Here is an 18,476-nt window from a genome sequence, read left to right as displayed (position 1 = left end):
GGTGGAGGAGATGAGCGGGCGCATCGTGCTGCGCGGCGGCAGGGTGGTCTCGACTGAGCAGAACTCGCTGCGGTCGCTCGGGGAGCAAGGTCTGGTCAGCGCCGACGTCGCGATCGAGCACGGCGTCATCACCGAGGTCGGCGGCGTCGAGCCGCGGGACGGCGACCGGGTGATCGACTGCACGGGCCGTCTCGTGCTGCCCGGATTCATCGACGCTCACTCGCACGCCGACGGCCTCGTCGCCGACGACGATGTGCAGCTCGCGCTGCTTCGCCAGGGCGTGACCACGGTGATCACCGGGCAGGACGGCGTCTCGTACGTGCCCGGTGACGGCGGTTACGCTGCGGAGTACTTCGCGGCGATCAACGGCGGCCGCCCCGCGAACGCGGGCAGCACGGTGGCCGACTATCTGGCCTCCGTCGACGGGACGACGCGTGTCAACGTCGGCTACCTGGTGCCTGCCGGCACGGTGCGCTTCACGGTGTGCGGGCGCTCCTCCGGCGAGGCGGACGCGACCGAGCTGGCGGCCATGGTCGAGCTCGTGCAGCAGGGCCTCGCCGAGGGAGCGCTGGGGCTGTCGACCGGACTCGACTACGTGCCGGGCCAGTTCCAGTCGACACGGGAGATCGCAGCGCTCTGCGTGCCCGTCGCCCTCGCAGGCGGCGTCTACGTGAGCCACATGCGCGGCGGCTACGAGGCGAACTCCCGCGCGGGAACCGAGGAGATCGGACGTATCGCGCAACTCGCGCACGACGCGACCGGCCGCGCGTTGCCCGTGCACGTGTCCCACCTGCACGCTGACGCCGACATCGTGCTCGGCGCCCTCGACGCGCTCGCCGCGGAGGGGCACGACGCCAGCTTCGACGCCTATCCCTACATTCGCGGCTGCTCTCTGCTGGCGATGCCGTTGCTGCCGCCCGCGCTCTCGGCGCAGCCCGTCGACGACGTGGTGCGCGTGCTGAGCGACCCCGACGAACGCGAGCGGCTGCGGCGCGACTGGTTCCCCGAGGTGGCGCGCAACCCGAGTCTCGGACCGCAGTGGCCGAGCATGATCACGCTGGCGCACGTCGCGGCTCCCGAGTACGAGTGGGCGCTCGGGTTGACGCTGGACGAGGGCAGCAAGCGGGCCGGCGTGGATGCTGTGACGTTCGCGCTCGACGTGATGCGGGCATCCCGGCTGCGCACGAACATGGTGATGGCGGTGCAGAATCCGCGGCCGGTGTCGGAGCTGGCGCGCATCTTCGCGCATCCCGGGCACGTCGGAGGCTCGGACGGCATCTTCATCGGCGGGCACCCGCACCCGCGGGCTCGCGGCACGTTCCCGCGCTTTCTGCGCGAGTACGTGCGCGAGACCGGCACCTGGTCGTGGGCGGACGCCGTGCGTCACCTCTCCGCCTCGCCCGCGTCGCGCTTCGGGCTCGGAGACCGCGGACGCATCGCGCCCGGCGCCGTCGCCGACGTCATCGTGGTGGACCCGGATGCCGTTGCCGACCGGGCGACCTACGACGAGCCGCTGCGCGAGGCCGTCGGCATCGATGACGTGCTCGTGGCCGGCGTGCAGGTGCTCGCCGGTGGGGAACTGGCCCGTGGAGAAGCTGCCGGTGGAGAGCCGGCGCGCGGCCCGCTGCCAGGTCGAGGGCTGCGGCGCGAGCGCGCGGCGAACCGCGAGGGGGCTGCGAGGTGACGAACAGTGTGAAGCGGGCTGCGGACATCCTCGACTCGATCGCGGCCGAACCGAAGACCGTCGCCCAGCTGGCAGGGGAGTTCGAGTTGCACCGCTCGACGATGTTCCGCGAGCTGCAGTCGCTCGAAGAGGTCGGGTTCGCCAGACGGCGGCACGACGGAACCTACTCGCCGGGCTTCCGGCTCGCGGTGCTGGGCGCCTCGGCGTTGGAGCGCATCGACCTGCGCGAGGCCGCGCACCCGACCGTGCTGCGGCTGCAGCGCGAGATCGGCGACACCGTGCACCTGGCGGCGCTCGTCGGCGAGGAGATCGTCTATGTCGACAAGGTGGAGGACTCCGGCGGGGTGCGCATGTACTCCAGGGTCGGATCACCGGTGCGGCCCCAGTGCAGCGCGCTGGGCAAGGTGATCTTGTCCGGACTCGACGAGACGCGCAGGGATGACCTGCTCGCCGGCGTGACCTGGGCGCCGTACACGAGCCGCAGCATCACCTCACGCGCCATGCTCGACGCGGAACTGGATGCCGTCGCCCGCCGCGGCTGGGCGGCCGACGACGGCGAGTTCGAGGAGATCGTGAACTGCATCGCCGTGCCGATCACGACCCCCGCCGGAGTCGTCGGTGCTCTGTCGGTGACCTCGCTGCGGGTCGTGCACGACCTCGATCAGCTGGCGACGCGCATCCCGTTGCTCACGCGCAGCGCAGCGGTGATCGCGCGCGAGCTCGGCTGACCGGCCCCGCCGCACCCGGCTCCGCCATGACCGACCGCCCACATCACAACGTCTCCACCGACCACACGCGAGTGACACCACCACCACGAAGGGAAACACCATGAGCAAGACCGCCATCCGCACGAGCAGCGCTCCGCAGCCCGCCGGCCCGTACAGCCAGGGCATCGTCGCCAACGGATTCCTCTACACCGCGGGCTTCGGCCCGCAGGACCCCGCCAACGACAACGCGATCGCCGAGGGCGTCGCCGAGCAGACCCGCCAGGTGCTGCGCAACGTGAGCGCCGTGCTCGCCGACCGGGGGCTCACGCTGAACGACTGCGTGAAGAGCACTGTGCATCTCGCCGACCTGGCCGACTTCGCCGAGTTCAACGAGGCCTACAGGGAGTTCTTCGCCGAGCCGTATCCCGTGCGCACCACGGTGGGCTCGCAGCTGGCGGGCATCCTCGTGGAGATCGACGTCGTGGCGGCGCTGCCCGCCGAGTAGGCCGACCCCCCGGCCGGGAACGACTCGCTCCCGGCCGGGGCAGAGCCGCTTGTCGGGTCGGCAGAAGCGACCCGGCCAGACTGTACGCGCTCGGTCATGCGCGGAGCCGTCCTGGTCAACCGTGCGGGTGGCACGCCGATGCACAATGTCTCACGAGACCGCGCACCGCCGCGCGCACGATCGTCACGATTCCTCGTCACGAAGGAGACACCGATGTCCGATTCCGCACCCACCGTCGAGGAGATCGCACTGCTCGACCGCGTTCAGGCGCCAGAGGGCCAGGGGCGGGAGATCCCCGACGCGGCCACCCGAGAGGTGCTCGGTCGTGCCCCCGTGCAGACCGTCGCCGACCTCGATGGCGCCATCGCCAGGGCGAAGGCCGCCCAACCGGCGTGGGAGGCGCTCGGACATGAGAAGCGCAGCGAGCTGATGCTGAAGGCGGCGGATGCCCTCGACGCGAACGCGGAGACGCTCGCGCGCATCCTCTCCCGCGAGCAGGGGAAGCCGCTCAACGGGCCGAACGCCCGCTTCGAGCTCGGTGCCTGCTCCGGATGGCTGCGCAGCGCGGCGACGACGGTGCTGGAGCCGGAGGTGCTCGTCGACGACGGCGAGACGCACGCCGAGCTGCACTACCGCGCCCTCGGCGTCGTCGGCGCGATCGGCCCGTGGAACTGGCCGCTGATGATCGCCATCTGGCAGATCGGGCCGAGCCTGCGCATGGGCAACACGGTGGTCGTCAAACCGAGCGAGTACACGCCGCTCAGTGTGCTCGCCATGATCTCGGTGATGAACGAGGCGCTTCCCGCCGACGTGCTCATCGGCGTCTCCGGCGACCGCGAGGTGGGTGCCAGGCTGGCCTCGCACCCCGACATCGACAAGGTGATGTTCACCGGGTCGACGGCCACCGGACGCAAGATCATCGAGAGCTCGGCCGGCAACATCGCCCGCCTCACGCTCGAGCTCGGCGGCAACGACGCGGGCATCGTGCTGCCGGGCAGCGACCCGCAGGCCATCGCGCAAGACCTGTTCTGGGGTGCGTTCATCAACACCGGCCAGACCTGCGCTGCGCTCAAGCGTCTCTACGTGCACGACTCCATCTACGACGCTGTCGTCGACTCCCTCGCCGTGATCGCGCAGCAGACCCCGATGGGCAACGGCCTGAGCGAAGACAACGTGCTCGGCCCGCTGCAGAACAAGCAGCAGTTCGACATCGTGAACCGTCTCGTCGAGGATGCCCGCGCCAACGGCGCCCGCATCGTCACCGGCGGCGCTCCCGCCACCGATCTCGGCGAGCTGTTCTACCCGATCACGCTGGTGGCCGACGCCACCGACGGCATGGCGATCGTGGACGAGGAACAGTTCGGCCCCGCACTGCCGATCATCAGGTACAGCGACGTGGACGACGCCGTCGCCAACGCGAACCGCCTGGAGGCGGGCCTCGGCGGCTCGGTCTGGGGTGACCCGGACGAGGCGCGCAGGGTGGCCTCGCGCATTCAGTCCGGAACGGTGTGGATCAACTCGCACGGCGGCCTGCACCCGCAGGTGCCGTTCGGCGGCGTGAAGTCGTCGGGCTACGGTCTCGAGTTCGGCGTCGCGGGGCTCAAGTCCGTGGCCGCCACGCAGGTCATCAGCGGCTGAGCCGGCGATGGGCGAGAACACGACGCCGACGGTCATCGTCGTCGGCGGGGGATCGGCCGGCGCCGTCATCGCCCGCAGGCTGGTCGACGCGGGCGTCGCGGTGACGCTGCTGGAGGCAGGTGGCGAGGACACGAACCCGGCGATCGACGACCCGAGCCGCGCCGGCGAGCTGTGGCACAGCGCGGAGGACTGGGACTTCCGCACGGTGCCGCAGGAGCACGCGGCCGGGCGCCGGCTGCACCTGCCGCGCGGCAAGGTGCTGGGCGGTTCGCACGCGCTGAACGCGATGATCTGGGTGCGCGGCGCGCACAGCGACTACGACCACTGGGCGTCGCTCGGCAACGAGGGCTGGGCGTGGAACGACGTACTGCCCGTGTACCGCGACATCGAGGCGTTCTCGGGCGGGGCATCCACCCTGCCCGGCGCAGACGAGCTGCACGGGTTCGAGGGGTTGCTGCCCGTGACGGATGCGTACCCGCTCGAGCCGATTCAGGCATCCATCGTGCAGGCCGCCGTGCAGGAGGGGCTCGAGGTCAACCCGGACTACAACGGAGATCGCCTCGACGGCATCGCGCAGGAGCAGGTGACGCTCGTCGACGGCCACCGCGTGAACACGTGGACGGCGTACCTCAAGCCGGTGCGCGACAGCGTCGACCTGCGCACCGGATGCGACGTGCACTCGGTGATCGTCGAAGACGGCCGCGCCGTCGGCGTGCGGTACCGGGCGGACGGCGAGCTGCGCGAGGTGCGTGCCGACGAGGTGGTGCTCGCGGCAGGTGCGCTCGGCTCGCCGGCGATCCTGCTGCGGTCGGGCATCGGCCCCGCGCAGGAGCTCGATGCGGTCGGTGTCGGCGTGGTGGTGGATGCGCCGGGCGTGGGCAAGAACCTGCACGATCACCTGTTGTCGCCGGTGATCTTCCGCACCGAGGCGAAGCCGGTCGGGGCGCCGACCCCTGGCGTCTCGGTGACGCAGACGCACCTGTTCTGGCGGTCGACGCCCGAGCAGGAGGAGCCGGACACGCAGCCGATCAACTTCTCCGTGCCGATGTACGGCGAAGATCTGGAGCCGGCCGGCGACGACGGGTTCTCGCTGATGGCGGGCATCGTGCGGCCGGCGAGCCGGGGCGAGCTCACGCTCACCGGGCCCGGCCTCGACGACCCGCTGAACGTCGACCTGCAGGCGCTCACCGAGCCCGAAGACGTGGCGTCGCTCGCGGCCTCCGTGCGGCAGTGCCGGCGCATCGGCGCGCAGCCGGCGCTCGCCGAGGAGTGGGGCGCTGTCGAGGTGTACCCGGGGGCGGGGGTGTCCGACGACGACGTTGAGGAGTACGTGCGGCGCACCGTCGTCACCTATCACCACCAGGTCGGCACGTGTCGCATGGGCGTGGATGCCGGTGCCGTCGTCGACCCGCGGCTTCGGGTGTACGGCGTGGCCGGGCTTCGCGTAGCGGACGCCTCGATCATGCCGCGCATCACCACCGGCAACACGAACGCTCCCGCCGTGCTGATCGGCGAGCAGGGTGCGCGCTTCGTGCTGGAGGACCTCGCGGCGCGCTGAGCGCGAGACCCCGAGACGGACGAGCCCACGCGACATGCACGCGCATGCCGGCGGGCTCGTCCGTCTCGTCTGCCCGGAGGCCTCGTTGTCTGCGTCTGGGTTCTCGGGTGAACATCCAACGTACCCTAGCGGTTACGTAACAAAGCGGGTACGCTAGGGACCGTGGAAGCCGTACTCCTGGCGCTGGCGGATGACAGCCGACGCACGATGGTCGAGGCGCTCGCCGAGGGTCCCGCGTCGGTCACCGAGCTGGCCGCGCTGCTGCCGATCGCTCGTCCTGGCGTCTCCCGGCACCTGAGGGTGCTGCGCGAGGCGGGCCTCGTCGACGTGCGGCAGGATGCCCAGCGCCGCATCTACAGCCTGCGCACCGAGCCGCTGGCCGAGCTCGACGAGTGGCTCTCGCGGCATCGGCGCCTGTGGGAGCAGCGCTTCGATGCGCTGCACACGGAGGTGGCGCGGGGCAAACGCGAGAGCGTGCCGACCGCGGCATCCACGAGCGCCCGCACGGCCGAGCATCCGGCCACCGTCGCGGGCGACGACGATCACGAGAGAGGAAACGTGGCATGACGGACGAACAGACCGCGGACGTGAGGATCCTCGGCGAGCTGCGCACGGCATCCGGTGCCGGCGTCGTGCACATCGAGGACCGTTTCGACACGGGCGTCGACGATCTCTGGACGGCGCTCACCGATCCCGCGCGGCTGGCGCGCTGGCTCGGCGAGTTCGACGGCGAGCTGCGACTGCACGGTGACTTCGGCGCACGATTCTTCGCGAGCGGCTGGGAGGGAACCGGCCGGGTCGAGGAGTGCGAAGCACCGAATCACCTGCTGCTGTCGACCGTCGAGACGCCCGAACCCGGCGAGCAGGCGGAGCCGCCGCACGCCATCGAGGCGTGGCTCACCCCGGAAGGAGCCGCAACCAGGCTCGTGGTCGAGGAGCGCGGGATGCCCGTCGACCAGGTGGCCGCATACGGTGCGGGCGTGCAGATCCACGTCGAAGACCTGGCGTCGCATCTCGCAGGGGGAGGGCGCTGCGACTCGCAGGCGCGGTTCGCCGAACTGTTCCCCGCCTACCGCACGCTGCCGGTCAGTGGTCGGGAAGCATGACGGCGTCGTCGGTGCCGTAGCCGGCCGGCACGTACCAGGTGACCGGCCTCGTGCTGCGTGCGACGAGATGCGAGACGCCGAGCGCCTCGGTGAAGATCGCCATGCGCACGGCGATGCCGTTGTCGGTCTGCCGGAAGATGGCGAGCCGGGGGTCCCCGATGACATCGGCGGCGAGATCCGCTGCTCCGGGACGGGCGTCCCTGGGCAGCGGGTGCATGAGCAGGGCGTCCGGCCCGAGGTGCGAGGCGATCAGCTCGCGGTCGATGCGGTAGTCGGTGAACTCGGCCGAGGCATCCTCGCCCATGCGCTCGCGCTGGATGCGCGTCGCATAGACCGCGTCGGCGCCCGTCATCGCCTCACCGGGGGTGTCGCAGACGTCGACGCGGTGGCCGCGGGACGTCAGCAGCCGCACGATCTCCTCGGGCATCGCGAGCTGCTTAGGGGAATACAGCGCGAACGACAGGCCCTCGTACAGCGCGAGCAGCCTGGAGAGGGAGTGCGCGGTGCGTCCGTTGCGCAAGTCGCCGAGCAGGGCGATGCGCGCGCCGTCGATGCGCTTGCCGAGGAACGAGAACTCGCGCTGGATCGTGTAGACGTCGAGCAGCGCCTGACTCGGATGCTCGCCTGGCCCGTCCCCGGCGTTGAGCACCGGCACGTTGCTGGCAGCCGCGAACTCCGCGACCGAGCCTTCATCGGGATGCCGCACCACGAGCACGTCAGCGTAACCGGCGATGACACGGGACGTGTCGTAGATGGACTCTCCCTTCGCCATCGACGAGAACGAGAACCCGGTGGTGTCGAGCACGGTGCCGCCGAGCCGGGCGAACGCCGCGCCGAACGACAGCCGGGTGCGGGTGCTGGCCTCGAAGAACAGGTTCGCGAGCACGGCGCCCTCGAGCACGCGGGTCGTGGCCTGACGCGACGCGAACGGCTGCATCACGTCGGCCACCCGGAACATGCGTTCGAGACCCGCGCGATCGAACTGCTCGACCGAGAGCAGGTGGCGCGTGCCGCCGAAGCCGGGCTCGTCAGCCGGATCGATCGTCGCGCCGGAGAGGCCGGCCTCGGTCAGCAGGTGATCCACGAGAAGACGGGCGGAGTCGGGCATGGTGCGGGCGCCCGCCGACTCGCTCGGGATGAGCCACGAGTCGAGCGTGCGGCGCTTGACCGCGATGCGAGTGCTGAACTCGTCCCTGGTCAGGTTGAGACGCCGCATGGCGTCACGCAGAACGGATTGCTGCGAAAGCTCCATGGTCAGAACTATACACAAAGTGTGTATATGTAGTAGACACACTGGCGCATGTTCTCGATCGAATCGCGAGCCACCCGTCTGGCGCGGCGAGAGCAGTCCAGCGGCGCCGCGGAACCGACGCACCATAAGGTCGGTACGTGCCCATGTCGCCATACGTCCGATCCCTGCGCGAGCGCATCGGACACGACTATCTGCTGCTTCCCGGCGTCACCGCGGTCTTCCGTCGTGGCGATGAGTTCCTGCTCGCGCGGCAGCGCGACACCGAGCGCTGGAGCCTCGTCGGCGGCGGCATCGAGCCCGGCGAGACGCCGCGGGCGGCGGTCGCACGCGAGGTCCGTGAGGAGCTCGGCGTCACGCCAGCCGTGACCGGGATCGTCGGCGCGTACGGCGGCGCCTCACTCGAGACGACCCTGCCGAACGGCGACAGGGTGGGTGGCGTCACCGTCGTGTTCGCGTGCGATCTGCCGACCGACGACTTCGTGCTCGAGGCGGCCGAGCTGATCGAGACGCGGTGGTTCACGCTCGACGAGATCGTCGGGCTCGACCGTCACGAATGGATCGATGAGGTGCTCAGGGATGCCGTGGGCTGACCGGCAGCGGAGCGCTCGTAGGACCTGATAGCGCCGAATTGCAGCCGTCCGGCATCATCAGCGATACTCTGGCTCGCCCGCACACGCGAGGATTCGCGTCACGGCATCGGCGACCGTGGGCGCCGTAATCGTCGGGGCGGATGCACCCGGCGCAGGTGCGCCCGCCGCAGGTCGGGCATCGGCAACCGGGGCCGACGTGATCCATGCGGTGCTCAGCCCGGCGGCCGCGCCGCCGGCGACGTCGTGGTCGAGGCTGTCGCCGAGCATCCAGCCCTCGAGGCTGCTGCCGACGCATTCGGCCAGCATCTCGAAGATCACCGGGTCGGGCTTGCGCACGCCGGCTTGCTCGGAGATGACCCAGCCGTCGACGAGGTCGGAGAGGCCCGTGGCACGGATCTTGCCCAGCTGATTCTCGACGGAGCCGTTGGTGACGACGCCGATTCGCCAGCCCGCCGCGCGGAGGCGGCGCAGGGCATCCTTGTCGGCGTTGGTGCAGTGAACGAGCTGCGGCATTCGCCGGCGATAGGCGGAGAGCAGGTCGGGGCCGCTCACCGGCAGTGACCACGTCTCGACGAGCCGGTCGAAGGCGGCATCCTTCGGCCCGCGTGCCGTCAGCATCGGGGCGACTCCGGCGGCGGCGTCGCGCGGCAGATCCCATCGCGAGACGAATTCGACGGTCCATTCGCGCGCGGCCGCGGCCTGATCGACGAGCGTTCCGTCGAGGTCGAGCGCGGCGAGCAGCATGCAGAGAGACTACGGCGATGTCGCATCCCTGCGGCACCGTGCACGCTCCCGCGACCTGAGGACACCCATGGGCCGCAGCACCGAACCCGTCGAGCGCTGTCTCGACGGGTTCGGAACGAACGACCACGCGCAGATTCAGCCCTGTCTCACCGACGATGTGCGGTGGACCGTGTTCGTCGCCTGCCGGCTCGAACGCAAAAAGGCAAGGGGGCGTACGACGCGGCGATCGGCCGTCCGCGCTTCGGGATGCCTCGCGCTGGGCCCGCCTCGGGATGCCTTGCCTCGCGTCGCCGCGTCAGCCCTGCGCTTCGTACACCCTGCGTCCCGCGAACCACGTCTCGCGCACGCGGCCGTCGATGATCGTGTCGGCGGGGCCGGCGATCACGTCGCGGTCGAGCACGACGAAGTCGGCGGACTTGCCTGGCGTGATCGAGCCGGTGACGTCATCCAGCCCCATGGCGATCGCCGAGTTGATGGTGAAGACCTGAAGGGCTTCCTCGGCGGTGATCGCCTGCTCGGGCCACAACGTGCCGGGCACCCGCCGCAGCGGGTCGGCGCGGGTGACGAGCCCCTGCATGCCCTCAAGCGGGTTGGGCGATTCCGAGACCGGCCAGTCCGAGCCGCCCGACACGAGCGCGCCGGAGTCGATCAGCGCCCGGTTCGGCTGCAGGTGCTCGACCCGCTCGGTGCCGAGCACGTCGGCCAGAGCCTGCGGAATGACGCCGGGGAACCAGATGAACGGCGAGATGTCGGCCGTGACGCGCAGTTCGGCAAGGCGTGGGATGTCCGTGGTCGCCAGAAACTGCCCGTGCGCGATGTGGAACCTCGTGTCGGTGAACCCCTCGCCCCGCAGCCGCTCGACCACCTCGAGCACGAGGTGCGCCGAGCCGTCGCCCGTGCAGTGGATCTTCGCGCCGCGACCCTGCTGTGCGACCAGGCGCAGCCAGCCGTAGAGCTCGTCGCCCGTCATGGTGGTGCTGCCGTGGAAGTGCGCGCCGTGCGCGTCGTCTGGCAGGTACGGCTCGAGGAACGATGCGGTGCGTGCAGGCGGAACGCCGTCGAGGAAGATCTTCACGAAGTCCGGTCGATGGTGCGCCGTGCGGTAGCTCTCGCCCTGCTCCAGCAGCGGCACCCCCAGCGGTGCGAACCCGAAGATCTCGTCGTTGATCAGCAGCGACGACACCACCCACGAATCGAGGTCGCCCGAACGGTCGAGGTCGGCGAGGGCGGCGAGGATGTCGACCGACACCCCCGCATCCTGAAAAGCCGTGATGCCGTAGGAGTTCGCGATCTCGACCCCTCGCCGCGACGCGGCGACATGCTGCTCGGCGGTGAGCCCGCCGCCGGCGTCGTACGCCTCCTGCACCGGGATGCCCGCGGCCTCGAACAGCACGCCCGTCGGCGTTCCGTCTGCGGCGTCGAGCACGGTCACACCGCCCTCGGGGATGTTGTCGGCCCTGATTCCCGCGAGCTCCAGCGCCCTGGTGTTCGCCCAGCGGTTGTGCCGCGAGTCCTCGACGATCATCACGGGGCGGCCGCCGGATGCCTCGTCGAGCAGCAGGCGCGACGCCGTGTTTCCGAGGGTGGGGAGCAGGGTGGAGGCGATGACGCCGCCGATGATCCAGGCATCCTCGGGCAGGCCGGCCGCCTGGTCGCGCACCTTCGCGAGGATCTCGTCGAGGGTGAGCGACGGCGGCAGCGTGAGCTCGAAGAGCTCGGTGCGGCCGGCGAGTGCGTGGTGCGTGTGCACGTCGACGAAGCCCGGGTAGACGGCCGCGCCGCCGAGGTCGCGCACCACCGTCGACTCGTCGCGCAGGGCGAGCACGTCATCGATGTCGCCGACAGCGAGGATGCGGCCGTTCCCGACGGCGAGGGCCTGCGCGACCGGCCGTGTCGGGTCGGAGGTGCGAATGGTCGCACCCGTGATGATGAGGTCGGCCGCCATCTCAGCGCTCCGGGCGCAGTGCGGGGTCGTACTCGGCCGGGTGCACGGTGTTCGACAGCAGCCGACCGAACGCGCCGAACGTGAAGTGCGTCTGGCCGGTGCCCGTCTCGTCCACGCCGAACAGCACGCCGTGCGAGCGCAGCGAGCGCTGGTCGCGGTGGTCGGCGATCGTCACCGATCCGCAGGGGATGACCTTCTCGCGCCACGCGAACAGGTAGATGCCCGCGCGGATGCGCCAGGTCGTCTGCTCGTCGGTGTCGGCGAGCCCCTGCTCGGGACCGGCGAGGCACTGCCAGGTGTACCAGTGCGGCGTGAGGTACACGTGCTCGTACGCGTGCTCGGAGGAGTACACCCACAGAGCGCGACGGCCGATGAGCTCGTTGGTGGGCGCGGGCGCCTCACCGGTCTGCTCCGTGCCTTCGATGCGCGCGGGCGCGAAGATCTGCTGCACGGCGGTGCGGCCGGGGGCGGCCTCGCCGATCACGCTGATCACGGCGAGGGCGTGCCCGCCGCGCAGGTCGAGCACGAGCGACACCGCCTCGTTGGGCAGGTACTGGTGGTGGAACTGCGCGTAGTACAGCTGGTCGTCGACCTCGAAGACCTCACAGGCATCCGTCTTCGCCGCAGCCTCGGTGGGATCGCCCTCGCCGGGTTCGTACACCCACGACACCTCACCGGGCGCGAACGTGTGCGAGATGCGCGTTCCGCGCTCGTCGACGACCGTGATCGTGCGGCCGTCGAGTGCGTTCGACAGTGGCGCCTTGTTCGCGTCGAAGCCGGGGGCGAGGCCGTCGAGCGGCAGCCAGGTGGAGGTGTCGGAGAGGTTCGTCTCGGTCATTCGTGTTCCCTAACGTGCTGTGGAGTCACTTGCTGTGGAGTCGTGCTGCTGAAACGTGGAGTGGATGGATGCCGCGCGCCGGCCGGGCGGGTCAGAGCCCGGGCACCGGGTCTTTGTGCTCATCGGCGGCCGCGTGCACGTTGAACTTCTCGATGTCGGTCGCCAGGGCGTCGTACACGGCGGGCTTGCGGCTCTTGAGGTAGGCGCCGTAGATGATGCCGCCGATGACGGCGAGCACCAGCAGCAACGGCAGCATCAGGATGAAGACGTTGTCGGAGCCCGCCACGATGTCGAAGTTGAAGATGGCGAGCAGCACGATCGAGAGCAGGCCGAGGAAGCCGAGGCCCGGCGCGATGAACGTGCTCCACCAGCGCGGGTCGTGCCGGCGGCGGAACCACACGACGATCGAGAGCGCGGCGAGCGCCTGCAGGATGAGCACCGCGAGCGTGCCGAACCCGAGCATGGCCGGTACCAGGGTGGCGATCGGGCTCAGCCCGGCGAGCGCGAACAGGCCGGCGATGACGGCGCCGAACAGGGCCTGCACGAGTCCGGCGACGGCGGGGGCGCCGTTCGTGCGGGTGCGGGCGAGACCGGAGGGCAGGATGCGGGCGCGGCCCATCGAGTACAGGTAGCGGGTGGCCGAGTTGTGGAAGGCGAGCATGGCGGCGAACAGGCTCACCAGCAGCAGGATCTCGGCGATGATCATCATCGGCTCGCCCAGGTAGGTGCGGATGAGCGAGAAGAGCAGGTCGCCGGCATCCAGGTGCTTCAGCGCCGTGTTCTGCGCCTGCTCGACGCCGGTGGCGCTCACCACTGCCCACGTCGTGACACCGAGGATGACGCCGATCGCGATGATCGCCGAGTAGGTGGCGCGGGGGATCGTCTTCAGCGGCCGCTTGGCCTCCTCGCTGAACAGTGCGGTCGCCTCGAAGCCGAGGAATCCGGTGGCGGCCAGCAGCAGGCCGATGGGGAACGAGCCGGAGAACACGGCGGTTGGCCCGAACGCGGAGACGTCGAAGCCCGTGCGCAGCAGCACGGAGACGTCGAAGACGACGAGCATCAGCGTCTCGAGCACGAGCGAGACGCCCAGCACCTTGGAGCTGAAGTCGACGCCGCGCCTGGCCATGATGAAGCAGACGGCGATGGAGAGCAACCCCCACACGTACCAGTGCAGGTTGAAGCCGGTGAGCTGGGCGATGACGGTCTGCATGAAGAAGCCGCTCGTGCCGATGGTGCCGACCACGAAGAAGTTGTAGCCGAGCGTGGCGATCAGCCCCGCGATCAGTCCGCCGGTGCGGCCGAGGCCCTTGACGACGAACGCGTAGAACCCGCCGGCGTTCGCGAGCTGCTTCGACATCTGCGCATAGCCGACGGCGAAGAGCAGCAGGATGATCGCCACGATGAAGAACGACGCAGGCGTTCCGCCGCCGTTGCCGAGCGCGATCGCCAGTGACGCGACGACGACGATCCCGGTGAGCGGCGCCACGGCGGCGAGCACGAGGAAGACGATGCTGAAGACGCCGAGCGTGTTGCCCTTCAGCGTGGTGTTGGTCGGGTTGTCGGACACGAATGGCTCCTTTGCCACGGGGCGGTGCGGGGCAGGGTCGACCCCTCGGTGACAGTCTGCGATGGCACCGCCTGATCGGTGTTGGCATGCAGTGCACGACGGTGTTGCCTGAGCGCAGACAATCGAGGCGGGTTGCTGACGCCGGCGGCGTCGAGATGTTTCGATGACGGAGTCGGAGCACGCCGCACGCGGCCACGACCGACGGGAGGGGAAGAGCCATGGACCTGCATCTGCGCGAACGGCGTGCCCTGATCATGGGGGCGGCCGGTGGCATAGGGAGTGCCGTGGCAGAGGCGTTCACGGCGGAAGGCGTGCACCTGGCGCTTGTCGACCGCAGTGCCCCGAACGGCCTGGCGTCCTCGCTCTCCGACGGCGGACATCGCGCAGTGGCGCTCGCCGCCGATGCGACCGACGAGTCGCAGGTCGAGCGCGCGGTGGCCGACGCCGCCGAGGCGCTCGGCGGACTCGACCTCGTGATCGGCTGCGCCGGCATCTCCGGCCCGTTCGGCACCGACCTCGTCGACACGACCCTGGATGACTGGCGGCGCGTCTTCGACGTGAACGTCACGGGCGCGTTCCTGCTGCTCAAGCACGCGCTTCCCGTGCTGCGGGCCGGCACCGATCCGGCCGCGGTCTTCGTGGCGAGCGACTCCGCCCTGGTGGCGGCAGGCGGGATGGCGGCGTACTGCGCGTCGAAGGCGGCGCTCGTGCAGCTGATGCGCGCGGCATCCGTCGAAGAAGACGCGGTGCGCATCACCGCGGTGTGCCCGTCGATCGTCGACACCCCGATGAGCAGGGGAGACCTCGGGCTCGACGGAGGCTTCGGTGACGTCGACTACCCGGTGCAGTCGGCGCGCGACGTCGCGGCCGAGATCGCGTTCCTCGCCTCGCCGGTGGCCAGGGCAGTCGACGCGACCACCCTCGTCAGCGACTTCGGCTACACGGCACGATCGAGTTTTCCGGCGTAGCACGCCGCAGCATCCGGGCAGCGACGCCCCGGATGCCCACCCATCAGAAGGGACTGTCGCATGGTTGCATTCGCGGGCGCCGGAGTCGCCGGCAAGGTCGTCGTGGTGACGGGAGGCGGCACGGGCATCGGCGCCGCCGTCACCGAGCGCTTCCGCGCCGAGGGAGCCCAGGTCGTGATCGTCGGGCGCCGTCGGGCGCCGCTCGAGGCGGTCGCCGCCGAGACGGGTGCCGTGCCCATGATCGCCGACGCCGCAGACGCCTCGGCCGCGCGCAGCGTGGTGGCCGACGTGCTCGAACGGTTCGGCAGGCTCGACGTGCTGGTCGCCAACGCCGGCGGCCACGGCTTCGCGCCGGTGGGAGAGACGGATGACATCGGCTGGGAGACCGCGCTGCGCGCCAACCTCACCACCGCGTTCACGATGGCGCGCGAGTGCCTTCCCGCGCTCATGGAGGCGAAGGGCCAGATCGTCGTCATCTCGTCGCTCGCAGGCCTGTTCGCCGGCCCCTCCGTCGCCGGGTACACCGTCGGCAAGCACGCACTGATCGGTCTCACCAAGACGCTCGCGCGCGACTACGGGCGCTCCGGGGTGCGCGTCAACGCGGTCTGCCCCGGCTGGGTGCAGACCCCGATGGCCGACAACGAGATGGACGAGTTCGCCGAGCACGCGGGGCTCGCGTCCCGTGAGGATGCCTATGCGACAGTCACCGGCGACGTGCCGCTCGGGCGCCCTGCGCAGCCGGCGGAGATCGCCTCGATCGTGCGCTTTCTGGGCTCCGCCGAGTCGTCGTACATGACGGGTGCGGTGCTCGTGGCCGACGGCGGGGCGCACATCGTCGACGTGCCGACCATCGCGTTCGACCACGCCGGGATGTGACGGCCTTCGTCGGCTCCAGGTGAGCCGATGCAGGCCGACGTGGGCCGACAGGACGCGAGCGCGTTCAGCTTCGATTCCGGAGCATCGTGACGCCCGAGACCATGACGAGAACCGCCGCGACGAGCGTCACACCGACCAGCACGGCGACCGCGGGCCAGATGCCCAACGCGACGGCGGTGAGCAGGGGCGGCACGGTCATCCCGGCATAGGCGATGAGGAAGATGCCCGCGACGGCCTCTCCGCGGTGCTGCGCATCGGCGACCGCGGCGGCGGTCGACATCGCCCCGCGGAACAGGATGCCGATGCCGGCGCCGGTGACTCCGCCGCCGATGAGGAAGAGCGCGAGCGAGGCGAGGGCTGCGCCGAGGCCGACGCAGGCGAGCCCGACCACGGCGAGGGTGATGGCGAGTCGGATCTGGTGAGTGATCGGGATCGCTGAGGTGACGATCTGCGCGGTCGCCGCCGCCATGAACACGATGAACGGTGAGATGCCGGCGAGCAGCGGCGAGTGCTGGGCGAGGATGCCGACCAGGAACGTCGATGAGAGCCCCATGAAGGTGCCGAAGACGGCGAAGGCCGCGAAGGCGGCGATGGCCGCCGCCCAGTACGCTCCACGCCGGGTCTGCGGTGCGGCGATCCGCTGGGGGCGATAGCGGACCCGATCCCGGCGAGGTTCCACTGTTTCGGGCACGAACGCCACGAGCACGCCTTCGGCCGCGAACAGGGCTGCGAAGAGCACGTAGGGAATGACGAGCGGGCTCGTCGTCCAGATCGCGATGAGGCCGCCGATCAATGGTCCGAGCCCGATTCCGCCGAGGTTCGCGAACGTGGCGACGATCGAGGAGTGCCCGCTGGAACGATCGGACGCGGCGCCGAGCTCGCCGAGGTGCGCGGTGGCTGCCGCCGCGAGAATGCCGATTCCGAGGCCGCTGATGAAGCGCGCGACGATGAGCCCGGCGACGTCGTTCCAGACGAGGAAGAGCACGGCCGCCAGCAGATTGACCAGCAGGGAGGCGAGGATGATCCGCCGCCGTCCGATCCAGTCGGAGATGTGGCCGGCGAGATACAGGCTCAGCATGACGCCGACCGCGTACGACGCGAAGACGACCGTGAGGATGACGGTGGGGAAGCCGTCCTGCCGCTGATAGATCGCGTAGAGCGGGGTCGGAACGGCGCAGAACGCCATCTCGGTGAGAAAGGCGAGCGCGATGACCCAGAACCCTGCGCGATGCGGGATGCGTGCTGCCGTGAGCGCAGGTCGGAGGATCGGGATGCCGGATGTCATGGCTTCAGGATTCTCGTCCGGCATCATCGTGTCCAACGAACGTATTCGATCAATTCCATCGATGACACCGATGATGCCGTATGCTCCCGCCATGGACACCAGGCAGGTGGAGTACGCGATAGCGGTGGCCGACGAGCTGAGCTTCACCCGCGCCGCACACCGCGTCTACGCGGTGCAATCGACGGTTTCCGCCGGGGTGAAAGCGCTGGAAACCGATCTCGGCGTGACGCTCTTCGAGCGCGATCAGCGGGGCGTCCGCCTCACCTCTGCCGGTGAATCGGTGTTGCCCGCACTTCGCGCGCTCGCCGAAGCCGAGGCCCGAGCCCGCATCGCGGCCGATCCGGGCGGGGAGCTGCGAGGCGAACTGCGCATCGGCGTCTTCTCCAGCGTGAGCTATCTCGCGCTCCCGCGCGTCATCGGCGAGTTCCACCGCGATCACCCGCTCGTCGATCTCCAGCTCCGCTCCGCCTCCGCCGGTTCGGGGGAGCTGGCGAACGATGTGCGACGGGGCCGTCTCGACCTCACCTTGTTCGGGCTTCCCGCGTCGGCCGCTGCCGGGCTCGCGGTGCACCGGCTCTCGACGACGCGCTACGACGTGCTTCTTCCCGCCGACCACGAGCTCGTCGGTCGCCCGAGCATCCGGCTGGCCGATCTCGCGAAGGAGCGATTCGTGGATGCGCCGATCGGCTTCGGCAACCGGGATGTGCTCGAGGCTGCGCTCGCCCGCCGCGGCGTCGTGCGCAACGTCACCACGGAGGTGACCGAGACCGCCGCCATTCCGGTCTTCGTCGCCGCCGGGCTGGGCATCGCGCTCCTTCCCGAACTGCTCATTCCGCCGAACGACGATGTCGTGCGCGTTCCCCTGACGGAGCGCATCGACTGGGACTTCAGTGTCGTCACGCGCACCTCGCCGGGTGAGGCGACCCGGGTGCTGCTCGAGAGGCTGCGCGCCGCGTATTGACGCAGCGGGGCAGATCGCGGCGCTGTGCTCAGCCGGCGGCCGGGCCGTGCTCTCCGAGAAGCGTGCGCAGGGCATCCTGCAGCTCTGCCACCCGTTGGCGGCCGACCGCGGCCTTGGTGAGCACGGCTGTCGTGGTCACGAACAACGCGGGCAACCCGGTGAGCGAGCTGACGATGGTCGCGATGGGCACCCCGCCGAGTTCGAGCCCGCCCGGCGCCTCGGTGTCCGGAGGCAGGAGCGGCACCATCGCCC

The 18,476-nt window shown here is 70.3% G+C and carries 18 protein-coding genes; 11 read left to right on the top strand and 7 right to left on the bottom strand.

Annotated features, from left to right (window positions below):
- Positions 1 to 10 precede the first annotated feature (10 nt).
- The 7 genes from FPZ11_RS07725 (at position 11) to FPZ11_RS07695 (ending at position 7,198) form a co-directional block, all read left to right on the top strand.
- A complete protein-coding gene (locus FPZ11_RS07725; protein WP_168203762.1) occupies positions 11 to 1,684 on the top strand; it encodes an N-acyl-D-amino-acid deacylase family protein in 1,674 nt (557 codons plus the stop codon).
- Positions 1,681 to 2,412, top strand: coding sequence for an IclR family transcriptional regulator (locus tag FPZ11_RS07720; RefSeq protein ID WP_146319779.1), 732 nt, complete (start codon positions 1,681 to 1,683; stop codon positions 2,410 to 2,412). The genes FPZ11_RS07725 and FPZ11_RS07720 overlap by 4 nt, the downstream gene beginning before the upstream one ends.
- 100 nt (positions 2,413 to 2,512) lie before the next feature.
- Positions 2,513 to 2,896 (top strand): RidA family protein, encoded by a 384-nt coding sequence (locus FPZ11_RS07715; protein ID WP_146319777.1) that lies wholly within the window; start codon positions 2,513 to 2,515, stop codon positions 2,894 to 2,896.
- A gap of 213 nt (positions 2,897 to 3,109) precedes the next feature.
- Complete coding sequence (locus FPZ11_RS07710; protein ID WP_146319774.1) at positions 3,110 to 4,534, top strand: aldehyde dehydrogenase family protein; 1,425 nt, start codon at positions 3,110 to 3,112, stop codon at positions 4,532 to 4,534.
- 7 nt (positions 4,535 to 4,541) lie between these two features.
- On the top strand, positions 4,542 to 6,092 hold the full coding sequence (locus tag FPZ11_RS07705) for a GMC family oxidoreductase (RefSeq protein ID WP_146319771.1): 1,551 nt from the start codon (positions 4,542 to 4,544) through the stop codon (positions 6,090 to 6,092).
- Between the two features lie 162 nt (positions 6,093 to 6,254).
- On the top strand, positions 6,255 to 6,659 hold the full coding sequence (locus tag FPZ11_RS07700; protein ID WP_146319769.1) for an ArsR/SmtB family transcription factor: 405 nt from the start codon (positions 6,255 to 6,257) through the stop codon (positions 6,657 to 6,659).
- Complete coding sequence (locus FPZ11_RS07695) at positions 6,656 to 7,198, top strand: SRPBCC domain-containing protein (protein ID WP_146319767.1); 543 nt, start codon at positions 6,656 to 6,658, stop codon at positions 7,196 to 7,198. The genes FPZ11_RS07700 and FPZ11_RS07695 overlap by 4 nt, the downstream gene beginning before the upstream one ends.
- Here FPZ11_RS07695 and FPZ11_RS07690 read toward each other — a convergent pair.
- Positions 7,179 to 8,450 carry an aspartate carbamoyltransferase gene (locus tag FPZ11_RS07690; protein ID WP_146319765.1) on the bottom strand — a complete coding sequence of 424 codons (1,272 nt, stop codon included), beginning with the start codon at positions 8,448 to 8,450 and terminating at the stop codon, positions 7,179 to 7,181. The two genes, FPZ11_RS07695 and FPZ11_RS07690, sit on opposite strands and share 20 nt — an antisense overlap.
- 143 nt (positions 8,451 to 8,593) lie before the next feature.
- On the opposite strand from FPZ11_RS07690, the gene FPZ11_RS07685 reads away from it, so the two are divergent.
- Positions 8,594 to 9,040 (top strand): NUDIX domain-containing protein, encoded by a 447-nt coding sequence (locus FPZ11_RS07685; RefSeq protein WP_146322777.1) that lies wholly within the window; start codon positions 8,594 to 8,596, stop codon positions 9,038 to 9,040.
- Between the two features lie 57 nt (positions 9,041 to 9,097).
- Here the strand turns inward: FPZ11_RS07685 and FPZ11_RS07680 are convergent, their stop codons facing one another.
- The 4 genes from FPZ11_RS07680 to FPZ11_RS07665 form a co-directional block, all read right to left on the bottom strand.
- Positions 9,098 to 9,784 carry an HAD family hydrolase gene (locus tag FPZ11_RS07680; protein WP_146319763.1) on the bottom strand — a complete coding sequence of 229 codons (687 nt, stop codon included), beginning with the start codon at positions 9,782 to 9,784 and terminating at the stop codon, positions 9,098 to 9,100.
- Positions 9,785 to 10,079: 295 nt separating this feature from the next.
- The gene (locus FPZ11_RS07675) at positions 10,080 to 11,729 is read right to left on the bottom strand and encodes an amidohydrolase (protein WP_146319761.1); all 1,650 of its coding nucleotides are present in this window, start codon (positions 11,727 to 11,729) and stop codon (positions 10,080 to 10,082) included.
- Position 11,730: 1 nt separating this feature from the next.
- Positions 11,731 to 12,567, bottom strand: a complete 837-nt coding sequence (locus tag FPZ11_RS07670; protein WP_146319759.1) for a MoaF C-terminal domain-containing protein — start codon at positions 12,565 to 12,567, stop codon at positions 11,731 to 11,733.
- Between the two features lie 91 nt (positions 12,568 to 12,658).
- A complete protein-coding gene (locus tag FPZ11_RS07665; protein WP_146319757.1) occupies positions 12,659 to 14,134 on the bottom strand; it encodes an APC family permease in 1,476 nt (491 codons plus the stop codon).
- A 218-nt stretch (positions 14,135 to 14,352) separates the two neighbouring features.
- Here FPZ11_RS07665 and FPZ11_RS07660 point away from each other — a divergent pair, with 218 nt between their 5' ends.
- Entirely contained in the window at positions 14,353 to 15,102 is a 750-nt protein-coding gene (locus tag FPZ11_RS07660; RefSeq protein ID WP_146319755.1) for an SDR family NAD(P)-dependent oxidoreductase, read from the top strand.
- Between the two features lie 60 nt (positions 15,103 to 15,162).
- Positions 15,163 to 15,978 (top strand): SDR family NAD(P)-dependent oxidoreductase, encoded by an 816-nt coding sequence (locus FPZ11_RS07655; RefSeq protein ID WP_146319753.1) that lies wholly within the window; start codon positions 15,163 to 15,165, stop codon positions 15,976 to 15,978.
- A 64-nt stretch (positions 15,979 to 16,042) separates the two neighbouring features.
- Here the strand turns inward: FPZ11_RS07655 and FPZ11_RS07650 are convergent, their stop codons facing one another.
- Positions 16,043 to 17,263 (bottom strand): MFS transporter, encoded by a 1,221-nt coding sequence (locus FPZ11_RS07650; RefSeq protein WP_146319751.1) that lies wholly within the window; start codon positions 17,261 to 17,263, stop codon positions 16,043 to 16,045.
- 91 nt (positions 17,264 to 17,354) lie between these two features.
- Here FPZ11_RS07650 and FPZ11_RS07645 point away from each other — a divergent pair, with 91 nt between their 5' ends.
- Positions 17,355 to 18,224, top strand: a complete 870-nt coding sequence (locus FPZ11_RS07645) for a LysR family transcriptional regulator (RefSeq protein ID WP_168203761.1) — start codon at positions 17,355 to 17,357, stop codon at positions 18,222 to 18,224.
- A gap of 28 nt (positions 18,225 to 18,252) precedes the next feature.
- On the opposite strand, the gene FPZ11_RS19480 is transcribed toward FPZ11_RS07645, so the two are convergent.
- On the bottom strand, positions 18,253 to 18,471 hold the full coding sequence (locus tag FPZ11_RS19480; protein WP_210415981.1) for a hypothetical protein: 219 nt from the start codon (positions 18,469 to 18,471) through the stop codon (positions 18,253 to 18,255).
- Positions 18,472 to 18,476: the final 5 nt, after the last annotated feature.

This window comes from Humibacter ginsenosidimutans (genome assembly GCF_007859675.1).
GTDB classification, from domain to species: domain Bacteria; phylum Actinomycetota; class Actinomycetes; order Actinomycetales; family Microbacteriaceae; genus Humibacter; species Humibacter ginsenosidimutans.
Note: the sequence above shows the minus strand (reverse complement) of the source record. Positions and strands in the feature narration are given on the sequence as shown.